Annotated in this window: 9 protein-coding genes and 7 tRNA genes; 14 read left to right on the top strand and 2 right to left on the bottom strand. The window is 66.4% G+C overall.

Annotated features, from left to right (window positions below; translation table 11 throughout):
- Window positions 1–9: 9 nt before the first annotated feature.
- The 11 genes from rimO to C0099_RS09480 all read left to right on the top strand — a co-directional run bounded on the left by rimO (window position 10) and on the right by C0099_RS09480 (window position 6,575).
- A complete protein-coding gene (gene rimO, locus C0099_RS09530; protein ID WP_102247217.1) occupies window positions 10–1,338 on the top strand; it encodes a 30S ribosomal protein S12 methylthiotransferase RimO in 1,329 nt (442 codons plus the stop codon).
- Between the two features lie 12 nt (window positions 1,339–1,350).
- A complete protein-coding gene (gene rssA / locus C0099_RS09525; RefSeq protein ID WP_102247216.1) occupies window positions 1,351–2,265 on the top strand; it encodes a patatin-like phospholipase RssA in 915 nt (304 codons plus the stop codon).
- A gap of 5 nt (window positions 2,266–2,270) precedes the next feature.
- Entirely contained in the window at window positions 2,271–3,683 is a 1,413-nt protein-coding gene (locus tag C0099_RS09520; protein ID WP_102247215.1) for an FAD-binding oxidoreductase, read from the top strand.
- 69 nt (window positions 3,684–3,752) lie between these two features.
- Window positions 3,753–3,828: transfer RNA gene (locus C0099_RS09515), tRNA-Ala, on the top strand.
- A 12-nt stretch (window positions 3,829–3,840) separates the two neighbouring features.
- A tRNA-Glu gene (locus tag C0099_RS09510) sits at window positions 3,841–3,916 on the top strand.
- Window positions 3,917–3,990: 74 nt separating this feature from the next.
- Window positions 3,991–4,067 (top strand) — tRNA-Asp (locus C0099_RS09505).
- Between the two features lie 89 nt (window positions 4,068–4,156).
- A tRNA-Ala gene (locus C0099_RS09500) sits at window positions 4,157–4,232 on the top strand.
- A gap of 11 nt (window positions 4,233–4,243) precedes the next feature.
- Window positions 4,244–4,319, top strand: a tRNA-Glu gene (locus C0099_RS09495).
- A 68-nt stretch (window positions 4,320–4,387) separates the two neighbouring features.
- Window positions 4,388–4,464: transfer RNA gene (locus tag C0099_RS09490), tRNA-Asp, on the top strand.
- Between the two features lie 109 nt (window positions 4,465–4,573).
- Window positions 4,574–4,648, top strand: a tRNA-Arg gene (locus tag C0099_RS09485).
- 19 nt (window positions 4,649–4,667) lie between these two features.
- Entirely contained in the window at window positions 4,668–6,575 is a 1,908-nt protein-coding gene (locus tag C0099_RS09480) for an ATP-binding cassette domain-containing protein (RefSeq protein WP_102247214.1), read from the top strand.
- A gap of 6 nt (window positions 6,576–6,581) precedes the next feature.
- On the opposite strand, the gene C0099_RS09475 is transcribed toward C0099_RS09480, so the two are convergent.
- Window positions 6,582–7,442 (bottom strand): HDOD domain-containing protein, encoded by an 861-nt coding sequence (locus tag C0099_RS09475; protein WP_164084898.1) that lies wholly within the window; start codon window positions 7,440–7,442, stop codon window positions 6,582–6,584.
- A gap of 143 nt (window positions 7,443–7,585) precedes the next feature.
- Between C0099_RS09475 and C0099_RS09470 the strand changes: the two genes are divergently transcribed.
- The 3 genes from C0099_RS09470 to C0099_RS09460 all read left to right on the top strand — a co-directional run bounded on the left by C0099_RS09470 (window position 7,586) and on the right by C0099_RS09460 (window position 11,760).
- On the top strand, window positions 7,586–8,584 hold the full coding sequence (locus C0099_RS09470; RefSeq protein WP_102247212.1) for an acrylyl-CoA reductase family protein: 999 nt from the start codon (window positions 7,586–7,588) through the stop codon (window positions 8,582–8,584).
- Window positions 8,585–8,598: 14 nt separating this feature from the next.
- On the top strand, window positions 8,599–9,771 hold the full coding sequence (locus C0099_RS09465) for a GGDEF domain-containing response regulator (protein ID WP_228151563.1): 1,173 nt from the start codon (window positions 8,599–8,601) through the stop codon (window positions 9,769–9,771).
- 84 nt (window positions 9,772–9,855) lie between these two features.
- A complete protein-coding gene (locus C0099_RS09460; RefSeq protein ID WP_102247210.1) occupies window positions 9,856–11,760 on the top strand; it encodes a propionate--CoA ligase in 1,905 nt (634 codons plus the stop codon).
- Window positions 11,761–11,826: 66 nt separating this feature from the next.
- Here the strand turns inward: C0099_RS09460 and clpA are convergent, their stop codons facing one another.
- Complete coding sequence (gene clpA / locus C0099_RS09455; RefSeq protein WP_102247209.1) at window positions 11,827–14,109, bottom strand: ATP-dependent Clp protease ATP-binding subunit ClpA; 2,283 nt, start codon at window positions 14,107–14,109, stop codon at window positions 11,827–11,829.
- Window position 14,110: the final 1 nt, after the last annotated feature.

Here is a 14,110-nt window from a genome sequence, read left to right as displayed (position 1 = left end):
CGAGTTTCCATGACCCGAATCATCGAACGGGACGCGCCGCGAGTCGGCTTCGTCTCCCTGGGCTGTCCCAAGGCGACAGTCGATTCCGAAAACATCCTCACGCGTCTGCGCGCCGAGGGCTACGAGATCTCCGCGAGCTACGACGACGCCGATCTGGTGGTGGTCAACACCTGCGGCTTCATCGATGCGGCGGTCGAGGAATCGCTCGACGCGATCGGCGAGGCGCTGGCCGAGAACGGCAAGGTCATCGTCACCGGCTGCCTGGGTGCCAAGGAGGGCGTGGTGCAGACGGCGCATCCGCAGGTGCTGGCCGTGACCGGGCCGCACGCGACCGAGGAGGTCATGCGCGCGGTGCACCAGCATGTGCCCAAGCCGCACGAGCCCTTCGTCGACCTGGTGCCGCCGCAGGGCGTGCGCCTGACGCCGCGGCACTACGCCTATCTGAAGATTTCCGAGGGCTGCAATCACCGCTGCAGTTTCTGCATCATCCCGTCGATGCGCGGCGATCTGGTCAGCCGCCCCATCCACGAGGTCATGCGCGAGGCCGAGGCGCTGGCCGAGGCGGGCGTCAAGGAAATCCTCGTCGTCTCGCAGGACACCAGCGCCTACGGCGTGGATACGCGCTACCGTACCGGCTTCTGGAACGGCCGCCCGATCAAGACGCGGCTGCTGGATCTGGCCACTGCGCTTGGCGAACTGGGCGTATGGGTCCGTCTGCACTACGTCTATCCCTACCCGAGCGTCGACGACCTGATCCCGCTGATGGCCGAAGGCAAGATCCTTCCGTATCTGGACATCCCGTTCCAGCACGCCAGTGCGCGCATCCTCAAGGCCATGCGCCGCCCGGCCAGCTCCGAGAACGTACTCGCCCGCATCCGCAAGTGGCGCGAGATGTGCCCGGATCTGACCATTCGCTCGACCTTCATCACCGGCTTCCCCGGCGAGACCGAAGAAGATTTCCAGGAACTGCTGCAGTTTCTCGCCGAGGCCGAACTCGACCGTGTCGGCGCCTTCGCGTACTCGCCGGTCGAGGGCGCGGCCGCGAACGAATTGGCCGATCCGGTACCCGAGGAAGTGCGCGACGAACGCCGCATGCGCCTGATGGCCTTCCAGGAGGATATCTCCACGCAGCGTCTCGAACGCTGGATCGACCGCGAGATCGACGTGCTCGTCGACGACATCGACGAGGAGGGTGCGCTCGCCCGTTCCTGCGCGGATGCGCCCGAGATCGACGGCATGGTCATCATCCCCGACGGCGAACACCTCGAGGTCGGCCAGTTCGCGCGTGTGCGCATCACCGATTGCGACGTCCACGACCTCTACGCCCGACCCCTGTAGACGGAGACGCCGATGTACGAAGCCTCGCTGACCGCGCGTGAAGACGGCAAGGCTGTCATCGGCCTGGCGCTGGGCAGCGGCGCGGCGCGCGGGTGGGCGCACATCGGGGTGCTTACCGAACTCGAGCGCTGCGGCGTGCGCCCCGACGTAGTGTGCGGGTGCTCGATCGGCGCGCTGGTCGGGGCGGCCTACGTCTCCGGCAAGGTGCATGAGATGGGCGAGTGGGTGACCGGGCTGGAATGGCATGACGTGGTCGGCATGCTCGACCTGAGCTTTCGCGGCGGGCTGATTCGCGGTGAAAAGGTGCTCAACTACTGCGCGAAGCATTTCTTCGCCGAGAATTTCTCCGCGCTCGACCGGCCGTTCGCCTGTGTCGCCACCGAACTGGCCAGCGGGCGCGAACTGTGGCTGCGTGACGGCTCTCTTACCGATGCGGTCCGCGCGTCGGTGGCGCTGCCCGGGCTGTTCTCGCCGGTGGAACGCAACGGGCGCGTGCTGGTCGATGGGGGGCTGGTCAATCCGGTGCCGGTGTCGCTGTGCCGCGCGCTGGGCGCGGACATCGTGATCGCGGTCGAGCTTGGCTCGGGGGTGGTCGGCAAACACCGCAGCGCGCGACAGGACAAGGCCGAGCCGGATCCGAGTCTGGCGAGCAGGTTGCTGGGCAAGGTCGGGATCGGCGTTGGCAATGACGAGGTCGCCGACGAGCTGCCCTCGCTCGCCGACGTGATCGCCTCGAGCATCAACATCATGCAGATGCGCATCGCGCGCAGTCGTCTGGCGGGCGAGCCGGCCGACGTGCTGATCTCGCCGCGCGTCGCCCAACTCGACATGATGGAGTTCCACCGCGCGGCCGAAGCCGTGGAGGAAGGCAGGGCGGCGGTAAGGCGCGTGCACGCGCAACTCATGCACGCGCTCGATCGGGAGTGATCCGCATGGATGACGCAAACGTGATCAGTGCTCTGGCCGATGCGCTGGGCGAGTCCCAAGTGATCGTCGACGAGGCGGCCCAGGCGCAGTGGCTGACCGACTGGCGTGGCCGCTACCGCGGTCAGGCGCTGGCCGTGGTCTTTCCGCAGAATACCGGCGAGGTGGCCGCAGCGGTGCGCATATGTGCGCAGGCCGGTGTGGCGATGGTGCCGCAGGGTGGCAACACCGGCTTGTGCGGCGGCGCGACGCCGACCGGCGAGCAGCGGTCGGTGGTGATCAACCTCTCGCACATGAAGCGTGTGCTGGCGGTCGACACGGCCAACGACACGCTCACCGTCGAGGCCGGCTGCACGCTCGCCACGGTGCAGCAGGTGGCGGCCGACAACGGACGCCTGTTTCCGTTGTCGCTGGCCTCGGAGGGCAGTTGCGAGGTCGGCGGCAATCTGTCGACCAATGCCGGCGGGGTGCAGGTACTGCGCTACGGCAACATGCGCGAGCTGGTACTCGGAGTCGAGGTGGTCTTGTCCGACGGTCGCATCTGGGACGGTTTGCGCGCGTTGCGAAAGGACAATACCGGCTACGACCTCAAGCAGTTGTTCATCGGTGCCGAGGGCACCCTTGGCATCGTCACGGCGATGGTGCTCAAGCTCTTTCCCGCGCCGCGTGCGCGCGCCACCGCCTGGGTGGCGGTGCCCGGGCCGGCAGCGGCCGTGGCGCTGCTGCGCGCGGTGCAGGGCGCCTGCGGCGATCGCGTCACGGCCTTCGAGATCGTCGGGCGGGAAGCGCTGGAACTGGTGCTGCGGCACATCCCCGATACGCGCGCGCCGTTCGGTCAGGTCGGCGAATGGGCGGTGTTGCTGGAGTTGTCGGACACCGGCGAGGGCGAGGCGCTCGACGCGCTGCTCGAAGCCGCGCTGGCGGACGGCTTCGAGACCGGGCTGGTCGAGGATGCGGTGATCGCCAGCAGCGTCGCGCAGGCACGCGCGCTGTGGGCGCTGCGCGAGAACATCTCGGAGGCGCAGCGCCTCGAAGGCGTGAGCATCAAGCACGACATCGCCGTGCCGGTGAGCCGCGTCGGCGAATTCCTCGAGCGCGCCGGCCGGGCACTGTGCGAGCGCTGGCCCGATACCCGCATTGTCGCCTTCGGCCATATCGGCGACGGCAATCTGCACTACAACCTGTCCAAGGCCGACGCACTGGCCAACCGCGACTTCATCGAACGCACGCCCGAGATCAACCGCGTCGTGCATGACCTGGTCGACGCGCTGGGCGGCTCGATCTCGGCCGAACATGGCCTGGGGCAACTCAAGCGCGAGGAGATCACGCGCTATCGCAGCGTGGTGGAACTGGAGATGATGCGCGCGCTCAAGCGTACATTCGACCCGCAGGGCTTGATGAATCCGGGCAAGGTGGTGTGATCGCAATTCGTCGGAAACAGGCTTTACACCCTGCAGGTCGGCCCCTATAATGCGCGCTCTTTCGCCGTCGGGGGTATAGCTCAGCTGGGAGAGCGCTTGCATGGCATGCAAGAGGTCAGCGGTTCGATCCCGCTTACCTCCACCATAGAAAGACTAGGTCCCCATCGTCTAGAGGCCTAGGACACTACCCTTTCACGGTAGGTACCGGGGTTCGAATCCCCGTGGGGACGCCACAGTACAGGGCGACACGCATTGCGCGGGTCGCGGAGCCGGCGAAGCGCTTGCCGGCGAGCAGTTCAAGAAGCGCGGAGTGGTAGTTCAGTTGGTTAGAATACCGGCCTGTCACGCCGGGGGTCGCGGGTTCGAGTCCCGTCCACTCCGCCAACGATTTCATGCTGGTGTCGCGCGAGGGCCTTTGGCGCGTGATGCTTGCGGGAGGTAGTCTCTCTCGCTATAATCGCGGGCTTCGGTTCGGGGGTATAGCTCAGCTGGGAGAGCGCTTGCATGGCATGCAAGAGGTCGGCGGTTCGATCCCGCCTACCTCCACCAACCGGAACGATGTCCCCATCGTCTAGAGGCCTAGGACACTACCCTTTCACGGTAGGTACCGGGGTTCGAATCCCCGTGGGGACGCCAGTCAAGGCGACACGCACTGCGCGGGTCGTCAGTCGGCAAAGCGCTTGCCGGCAGCAGTGCAAAAGCGCGGAGTGGTAGTTCAGTTGGTTAGAATACCGGCCTGTCACGCCGGGGGTCGCGGGTTCGAGTCCCGTCCACTCCGCCAACCTCTTGCCGCGATCGAGCGGCCGGATACGGGAGCCGATGGCTCCTTTTTTCGTTTACCCCTGTCGCGTCGTTGGCGAAGTTCCTCCCGGCGGCTAGAATGCCGGGCTCTCCCTGTAGTTCAATGGATAGAACGAGCGCCTCCTAAGCGCTAGATCTGGGTTCGACTCCCGGCGGGGAGGCCACGCGTTCGCGGTCTTTGCCATGCCCCTGCTCTCACTCGAAAACGCCTGCCTCGCCTTCGGTCACGTCGATCTCCTCGACCACGCCGCCTTCCAGGTCGACGCCGGCGAGCGTGTCGCGCTCATCGGTCGCAACGGTTCGGGCAAGTCGAGCCTGCTGCGCGCCATCGCCGGTCAGGGCACGCTCGACGACGGCCAGTTGCGGCGCGAACCGGGCAGCGTCGTGGCCTACGTGCCGCAGGAGCCCGACTTCGATCTCGATCAGGACGTGTTTTCGGTGGTCGCCGAAGGCCTGGGTGACACTGCCCGCGTGCTGGTCGAATACCACGCCCTGATGCACACCCTGGGCAGCGCGCCCGACGATGCCGCGATGGCCCGCCTCGAGTACCTGCAGCACGAGATCGAGACCTCCGACGGCTGGCGTCTGAACCAGCGTGTCGAGGAGACCTTGCTGCGTCTCGAACTCGACGGCGCTGCGCGCGTTGCGGAACTGTCCGGTGGCGGCATCAAGCGTGTCGCGCTGCTGCGCGCACTCGTGGCAGAGCCGGATCTGCTGCTGCTCGACGAACCGACCAACCACCTCGATCTGGACGGCATCGAGTGGCTGGAGGTGCTGATCCGTGATTTTCGCGGTGCGGTGGTGGTGATCACCCACGATCGGGTCTTCCTCGACAACGTCGCCACGCGCATCGTCGAACTCGACCGTGGACGGCTGGCAAGCTATCCGGGCCGATTCTCTGAATACACGGCACGCAAGGCGCAGGAACTCGAGGCCGAGGCGCGTGCCGATGCACGCTTCGACAAGATGCTCGCGCAGGAAGAGGTGTGGATCCGCAAGGGGGTGGAGGCGCGGCGTACGCGCAACGAGGGTCGCGTGCGGCGCCTCGAGGCCTTGCGCCGCGAGCGCGCGGCGCGGCGCGAACGTCTGGGCAACGTCCGGCTGGCGGTGGACCAGGGCGAGCGCAGCGGGCAGATGGTGGCCGAACTGCACGCGGTCTCCAAGGCCTTCGGCGACAAGGCGGTGGTGCGAGAATTCTCGACGCGCATCATGCGTGGCGACCGCATTGGCTTCATCGGGCCCAACGGCACGGGCAAGACCACGCTGCTCAAGCTCATCCTCGGCGAACTGGAACCCGACAGCGGTCACGTGCGGCGCGGCACGCGCCAGTCGGTGGCCTACTTCGACCAGATGCGCGAGCAGCTCGACCCCGAGCTGCCGCTGACCGAGGTCATCAGCCCGGGTTCGGACTTCATCGAGATCGGCGGCGAGCGCAAGCACGTCATCGGTTATCTGGGCGATTTCCTGTTTGCGCCGGCACGCGCGCGATCGCCGGTCAAGACGCTCTCCGGCGGCGAGCGCAACCGGCTGCTGCTGGCGCGATTGTTCGCGCGCCCGGCCAACCTGCTGGTGCTCGACGAACCCACCAACGATCTCGACATCGAGACGCTGGATCTGCTCGAGGACCTGCTTTCGCGTTACGACGGCACACTCTTCCTGGTCAGCCACGACCGCGCCTTTCTCGACAACGTCGTGACCCAGGTCATCGCATCCGAGGGCGACGGCCGCTGGGGCGAGTATGTGGGTGGCTATTCCGATTGGGTGCGCGCGCGCGAGATGGCGCGTCAGGTGCCTGAGTCCGTGCGCGCTTGCGCTACGTCGCGCCCGCAGGGGAGGGGCGACAAGAGCGCTGCGCCGCAGCCCGCGGGCAAGCTTTCGTTCAACGAAAAGCGCGAGCTCGAAGCCCTGCCGGCGAAGATCGCCGCCCTCGAGTCGGAGCAGGCGAGCCTGCAGGCTCGCCTGTCCGATCCGGCACTGTACCGCGACGCACCCGACGAGGTGGGCAAGGCGACCACGCGGCTGGATGCAGTCGAGATCGAACTCGAGGAGGCCATGTCGCGCTGGATCGAACTCGAATCGCGGCCCGCCTGACGAGGCTCAATCGTCTGCGGAATCCCAGCGTTCGCGCACTTCGGCGGGTACGCCCAGGCGGTCGAGCAATTGTCCGCGATTGATCGGCAGCAGCCGAACCAGGTCGTCGACGATGCCCGGCAGGGTCGGACTGTCCCAGCCCGCGTGACCCGTGGCACGCGCGAAGGCCAGCGCCAGAGCGACGTTGCGCACGCGCGGGTTGTTCTCGTGGGTCTCGTCCATCAGGGTCACGAGCAGTTGCGGCAGATGCCAGTGTTGTGCGAGTCCGATCTGGATCTGGTGCTCGCTGCATCCGAGCACGGCGCGATAGGCGTGCGCGATCGCCGACCCCGATTCACCGGCGACGCGAGCCTGCGTCTGCTCGGCCAGCGGGCTGGCGTGAATCCACAGCAGGATCTCGCTGACCGGGCGCAGCAGGGTCGCGAGCGCGACCTCGTCGACGTCGATGTCGTGGCGCAGGATCGCCCAGTCGCGGGCCAGATGGGCGGCCTTGCGCGCCCATGCGCACACATGCAGGGTTTCGATGAGTGCGCGCGGCCGGCCGGCCAGTGTTTCCTCGACCGTTGGCAAGCCGGTGAAGGCCTCGAAGAACGGATCCACGCCGATCATCATGATCGCCCGCTCCACGGTGGTGATGTCGTGATTCTGCGAGCGATGGCGGTGCTCTTCCATCCATACGATCAGCCGTACCGCGAAGAGTGGATCGCCCAGCGCGATCGCCGCGACCTGACGCGCGTTCACGCTGTCGCGCGCCTCGCGCATGACCTCGAGCTGCCGCGCCGTCTGGCGCAGCACGGGGAGTTCGCGGGCGGCGAGAAAGCCTACATAGGCTTCGGCCGACGCCAGCGGTTTTTCGAGTATGCTCATTCGTGACTGCGCACAGTGTTGCCTAGACGTTCCGATTATGGAGACTCGGGTCGCGAAAAAGAAGGCCTGGCGAGGCATTGCGGGCTTGTGGCTATAATCGTCCCGTGTTCTGAGGAGCGGGGCCGGACAGGGAGGGGGAGCAGATGAGTGCAGCCTTCAGGGCATACCTGATCGATCAGGACGAGCAGCGCAAGGTGCACGGTAGCCTGGGCACGATGACGCATGACCAGCTCGACCCGGGCGAGGTCACGATCCGCGTGCGATATTCGAGCATCAACTACAAGGATGCGCTCGCCGCCACCGGCGCGGGCAAGATCATCCGGCGCTTCCCCTGTGTCGGCGGCATCGATCTGGCGGGTGTCGTCGAGGACAGTTCGGATGCGCGCTTCAAGGCCGGCGACGAGGTCATCGCTACCAGTTTCGACATCGGCGTGTCACACCACGGCGGTTTCGCCGAGTTTGCGCGCGTGCCGGCCGACTGGGTCGTGCCGTTGCCCCAGGGGCTGAGCTGCTTCGAGGCGATGGCGCTGGGCACGGCCGGGTTCACCGCGGCGCTGGGCATCGTGCGCATGGAGTCGTGTGGCCTGGTACCCGAGAACGGGCCGGTGATCGTCACCGGCGCGACCGGCGGGGTTGGTGGGCTGGCCATCGACATGCTCGCCGGACGCGGCTACGAGGCCGTCGCACTCACCGGCAAGGCCGACGAATCGGACTACCTGACCGGGCTGGGCGCGAGCGCCGTGCGCCTGCGCGGCGACATCGACTTCGACAAGGTGCGCCCCCTCGAGGGCGCGGAATGGGCCGGCGCGATCGACAACGTCGGCGGCTCCATACTGGCCTGGGTGCTGGCGACGATGAAGCTCGGCGGTACGGTCGCCAGCATCGGCAACGCGGCGGATTTTCGCCTGAACACGACCGTCTTCCCCTTCATCCTGCGCGGCGTGAGCCTGCTCGGCATCGATTCGGCGAACGCCGCTTTTCCGCTGCGCGGCGAGGTCTGGCAGCGCCTGGCACAAGACCTCAAGCCGCGTCATCTGGAGCGCGTGAGCCGCGTGATCGGGCTCGACGAGTTGCCGGGCGCGTTCGAGGACTTCATCGCCGGGCGGGTCAAGGGGCGTACGGTCGTGCGTCTCGCCGACTGACGCGGAACATGCGGATGAACGAAGACACGAACGCGCTGCCGCGGCTGCTCATCGTCGATGACTCGCGCATGGTGCGGGCGAGCATCATCAAGCAGATCCGCGATCGTTTCGACTGCCGCGAGGAGTGCGACGGCGAGGCTGCCTGGGAAGCGCTGGTGGTCGATTCCACCGTGCAGGTGCTGATCACCGACATCGGCATGCCGCGCCTCGACGGCTACGGCCTGATCGAGCGGGTGCGCGCTTCGCGCATCGCGCGCCTGCACAAGTTGCCGATCATCGTCATTTCCGGCGACGAGGACGATGGTGCGCGCGAACGGGCGCGTGAGCTGGGTGCCAACGACTTCATCACCAAGGGCATCGGCACGGCCGAACTGGTCGCGCGACTCGATACGCTGACGCGCTACGGACAGACCAGTCGCGAACTCGAGGAAAGCCGCGAGGCGCTCGCCAACCACAGCCCGATCGATCCCGGCTCGGGGCTGACCACGCGCGCCTACATGAACTGGCGTGCCAGCCAGGATCTCGCCCTGGCCCGGCGCCAGCAGGGCGGTGTCAGCGTGATGGTGTTCGAGATCGACCGCATCGATGAGGTGGTGGCAAAGTACGGTCATCAGGTCGCCGAACTGATCGCGAAGAAGCTGCGCGCGATTCTGGCGCTCAAGGTGCGCCACGAGGACACCGTGTCCGAACTGGGCATCGGAAAGTTCATGCTGCTTTCGCCGCTGACCGACATGGTCGCGGCCAGTGCATTCGCGATGCGGTTGCAGTCGGCCATCGGCAAACTGGTGATGACTTATCGCGGCGAGCAGATCCGGGTCGGCGTCTCGGCGGGGGTGTCCAGCACCTACGTCGACGGGCTGGACACGCTCAGTCGCCTCACCGAGCTCGCGTTCGAGCGTCTGGCCGGCGCCCAGTCGGCCGGCGGCAACCGTGTGTTCGGCAAGGATGGCGAGATCACGCGCGAGGTCATCGAGCGCATGCTGCGTCGCGCCGTCAGCGTCGACCAGGCGCTCAACCACCTTCGGCTCGGTCAGGAAGACGAGATCGCGGCGCTGCTGCCGGACCTGCTGCTCGCGCTGCAGCCCCTGCTGCAATTCGCCGAGCGACGACTGCAACTGGGGCTGCCGATGGCGCGTCTGGAGCGCCTCGCCAGGGAAACCGCAACAGGAGAGGAATCGATGGAATGATGCGGTGAAATCCCGGCCCCGACCACGGGCGACCGGCCGGCCACAGACCGGAACACCGCCGTGTGCTTGTAGCGAGGAGGACATATGGTGGGCTACATCGATTTTCACCGACGCTCGATCGAGGATCGTGAAGGCTTCTGGCGGGATCAGTCGCGGCTCGTCGACTGGCAGCAGACTCCGCAGACGATCTGCGACTATTCTCGTCCGCCCTTCGTCAAATGGTTCGTCGGCGGCACGACCAATCTGTGTCACAACGCCGTCGATCGCCATGCCGCCGCGCGACCGCGTGACCCGGCGCTGATCTACGTATCGACCGAGACCGACACCGAGCGCACCTATTCATATGCCGACCTGTTGTGCGAGGTCGAGCGAATGGCAGCGATATTCATCGAACTCGGCGTGAAGCGCGGCGATCGTGTGCTGATCTACATGCCGATGATTCCCGAGGCCTGTTTTGCGATGCTCGCCTGCGCGCGCATCGGCGCAGTGCACTCGGTGGTCTTCGGCGGCTTCGCGCCGGCATCGCTGGCCACGCGCATCGATGACGCCAGACCGGTGCTGATGATCAGCGCCGACGCGGGCATGCGCGGCGGCAAGGCGATCCCCTACAAGCACCTGGTCGACGACGCCTGTCGCCTCGCCGAGCATCCGCCAGCGCATGTGCTGATCGTCGACCGCGGCATCGACAAGGGCTTTGCCCGAACCGAGGGGCGTGACGTCGATTACGCCGAGATGCGGCGCAAGCACGTGGACGCGGCCGTGCCCGTGGAATGGCTGGAATCGAGCGAACCGAGCTACATCCTGTACACCTCGGGCACCACCGGCAAGCCCAAGGGGGTGCAGCGCGACACCGGTGGCTACTGCGTGGCGCTGGCCGCCTCGATGCAGCACCTCTTCACGGGTGGGCCCGGTGAAACCATGTTCGTGACTTCAGACATCGGCTGGGTGGTGGGGCACAGCTACATCATCTACGCGCCGCTGATCGCGGGTATGGCCACGGTCATGTACGAGGGCACGCCCATCCGTCCCGACGCTGGCGTGTGGTGGCGCATCGTCGAGAAGTACCGCGTCAACGTCATGTTCTCCGCACCGACCGCGATCCGCGTGCTCAAGAAGCAGGATACGGCCTGGCTGCACAGCTGCGACCTGTCCTCGCTCAAGCACCTGTTCCTGGCGGGCGAGCCGCTCGACGAAACCACGCATCGCTGGATCGCCGAGGAACTGGACATCCCGGTCATCGACAACTACTGGCAGACGGAAACCGGCTGGCCCATCCTCTCGGCGATGCCCGGCATCGAAAAGACGCCGATCAAGTACGGCTCGCCGAGCTTCCCCGTATACGGCTACGACCTGCGCCTGTTCCGCGAAGATGGCAGCGAGTGCGGGGCCAACGAGAAGGGGGTGGTGGGTATCGTCCCGCCGCTGCCGCCCGGCTGCATGACCACGGTGTGGGGGCAGGACGATCGCTTCGTGTCGACCTACTTCAGCCTGTTCAAGGATCCGCTGGTGTATTCCTCGTCCGACTGGGGCATCCGCGACGACGATGGCTACTACACCATCCTCGGGCGCATGGACGACGTGATCAACGTCGCCGGTCACCGCCTGGGCACGCGCGAGATCGAGGAGGCCGTGCAGACCCATCCGGGCGTGGCCGAAGTGGCGGTGGTGGGTGTGGCCGACGACGTCAAGGGTCAGGTGCCGATGGCCTTCGCCGTGCTCAAGGACGCTGGCGCGGCGGCCACGCCGGAGGAGGCGAAGCGCCTCGAGGCCGAGATCTCGCGCAAGGTCGACGAGTGGCTCGGTGCGATCGGCCGCCCGGCGCGCGTGTTCTTCGTCTCGGGGCTGCCCAAGACGCGCTCGGGCAAGATGCTGCGTCGCGCCATCCAGGCGCTGGCCGAAGGACGCGACCCGGGAGATCTGGCGACCATCGAGGATCCCTCGACGCTGCAGCAGATCCGCGATCGTCTGTCCGAGACGCGCGAGGGCTGAGGGGGCACAGCGCAAAAAAAGAAGCGGCCCCGTGGGGCCGCTTCTGCGTTTACGGTCGGGCCGGGCTCAACTCGTCGTCGCCGACTCGGCTTCTTCCTCGTCGAACTCCAGCTTGACCTTGCCGTCGGCACCCAGATCGATGGTCACGTGTCCGCCACTGGCCAGGCGACCGAAGAGCAGTTCGTCGGCCAGTGCAGATCGGATCGTGTCCTGGATCAGGCGTGCCATCGGACGCGCGCCCATCAGCGGGTCGAAGCCCTCGGCGGCGAGCCAGGCCTTGAGTTCGTCGGTGAAGTGGGCCTCGACCTTCTTCTCGTGCAGCTGCGCCTCGAGCTGCATCAGGAACTTGTCGACCACCTTGAGGATGATCTCGTTGTCGAGCGCAGCGAACGAGATCGTCGCATCCAGGCGGTTGCGGAACTCGGGCGAGAACAGGCGCTTGATCTCGGCCATCTCGTCACCCGACTCGCGTTTGGCCGAAAAGCCCATCACGGTCTTCTGCATGGCCTCGGCGCCCGCGTTGGTGGTCATGATGATGATCACGTTGCGGAAATCCGCCTGACGGCCGTTGTTGTCCGTCAGCGCGCCGTGGTCCATGACCTGCAGCAGGATGTTGTAGATGTCCGGGTGCGCCTTCTCGATCTCGTCGAGCAGCAGCACGCAATGCGGCTTCTTGGTGACCGCCTCGGTAAGCAGGCCGCCGTTGTCGTAACCGACGTAGCCCGGGGGCGCCCCGATCAGGCGCGATACGGCGTGGCGCTCCATGTACTCGGACATGTCGAAACGCACCAGTTCGATGCCCAGCGTGTAGGCGAGCTGGCGCGCGACCTCGGTCTTGCCCACGCCGGTGGGGCCGCTGAACAGGAAGTTGCCGATGGGCTTTTGCGGATTGCCCAGCCCCGAGCGCGACATCTTGATCGCCTTGGCGAGCGCGTCGATGGCCTCGTCCTGGCCGAAGACCATGTTCTTGAGGTCGCGTTCGAGCGTGCGCAGCGACTGGCGGTCGTCGTTGGAGACGGTGCGAGGCGGGATGCGCGCGATCTTGGCGACGATCTCCTCGATCTCGACGCGGCCGATGGTCTTGCGCTGGCGCGACTTGGGCAGGATGCGCTGAGCAGCGCCGGCCTCGTCGATCACGTCGATAGCCTTGTCCGGCAAATGGCGGTCATTGATGTAGCGCGCTGCCAGCTCGGCGGCCGAAGCCAGCGCCGCGGACGAATAGCGGACGTTATGATGTTCCTCGAAGCGGCTCTTGAGCCCCTTGAGGATCTCCACCGTCTCGGCCACGCTGGGCTCGACCACGTCGATCTTCTGGAAGCGGCGTGACAGCGCGTGATCCTTCTCGAAGATCTGACGGAATTCGGAGTAGGTGGTCGCGCCGATGCACTTGAGCTGGCCCGAGGAGAGCGCCGGCTTGAGCAGGTTGGACGCGTCCAGCGTGCCGCCCGAGGCTGCGCCGGCGCCGATCAGCGTGTGGATCTCGTCGATGAACAGGATGGTGTTGTCGGCCTCGCGCAACTGCTTGAGCACCGCCTTGAGGCGTTGTTCGAAGTCACCGCGATACTTGGTGCCGGCGAGCAGCGCCCCCATGTCCAACGCATGCACCTGCGCACCCTTGAGGATGTCGGGCACGCGGTCTTCGACGATGCGTCGCGCCAGCCCCTCGGCGATCGCAGTCTTGCCCACACCGGCCTCGCCGACCAGCAGCGGGTTGTTCTTGCGGCGGCGGCACAGCGTCTGGATGACGCGTTCGACTTCCTTCTCGCGGCCGATCAGCGGGTCGATCTTGCCGATCAGCGCCTGCTGGTTGAGGTTCTGCGTGAAGTTCTCGAGCGCACCGCCGGACTGGGCCGCTTCCTGCTCGCCTTCTGGCTCGGCCTCGGCGCGGCCGCCCTGTGCGGGGCTGCCCTGTTGCGGCGTCTTGGCGATGCCGTGGGAGATGAAGTTGACGACGTCCAGGCGCGAGATCTTCTGCCGCTGCAGGAAATACACTGCATGCGAATCCTTCTCGCCGAAGATCGCCACCAGCACGTTGGCGCCGGTCACTTCCTTCTTGCCCGAGGACTGCACGTGCAGGATGGCGCGCTGGATCACGCGCTGGAAGCCCAGCGTGGGCTGGGTGTCGACTTCCTCGACGTTCTCCACGCGAGGCGTGTGCTCGTTGATGAAGTTGGTCAGTTCCCGACGGAGTTCCTCGATGTTCGCCGCGCAGGCCTTGAGCACCTCTGCAGCCGAAGGGTTGTCGAGCAGCGCCAGCAGCAGGTGTTCGACGGTGATGAACTCGTGCCGCTTTTGCCGGGCCTCGACAAACGCCATGTGAAGACTGACTTCTAGCTCTTGCGCGATCATT

Source organism: Pseudazoarcus pumilus, assembly GCF_002872475.1.
Classification (GTDB): domain Bacteria; phylum Pseudomonadota; class Gammaproteobacteria; order Burkholderiales; family Rhodocyclaceae; genus Pseudazoarcus; species Pseudazoarcus pumilus.
The sequence above is the reverse complement of the archived record's forward strand: the minus strand, read 5'-3'. Positions and strand labels throughout refer to the sequence as shown.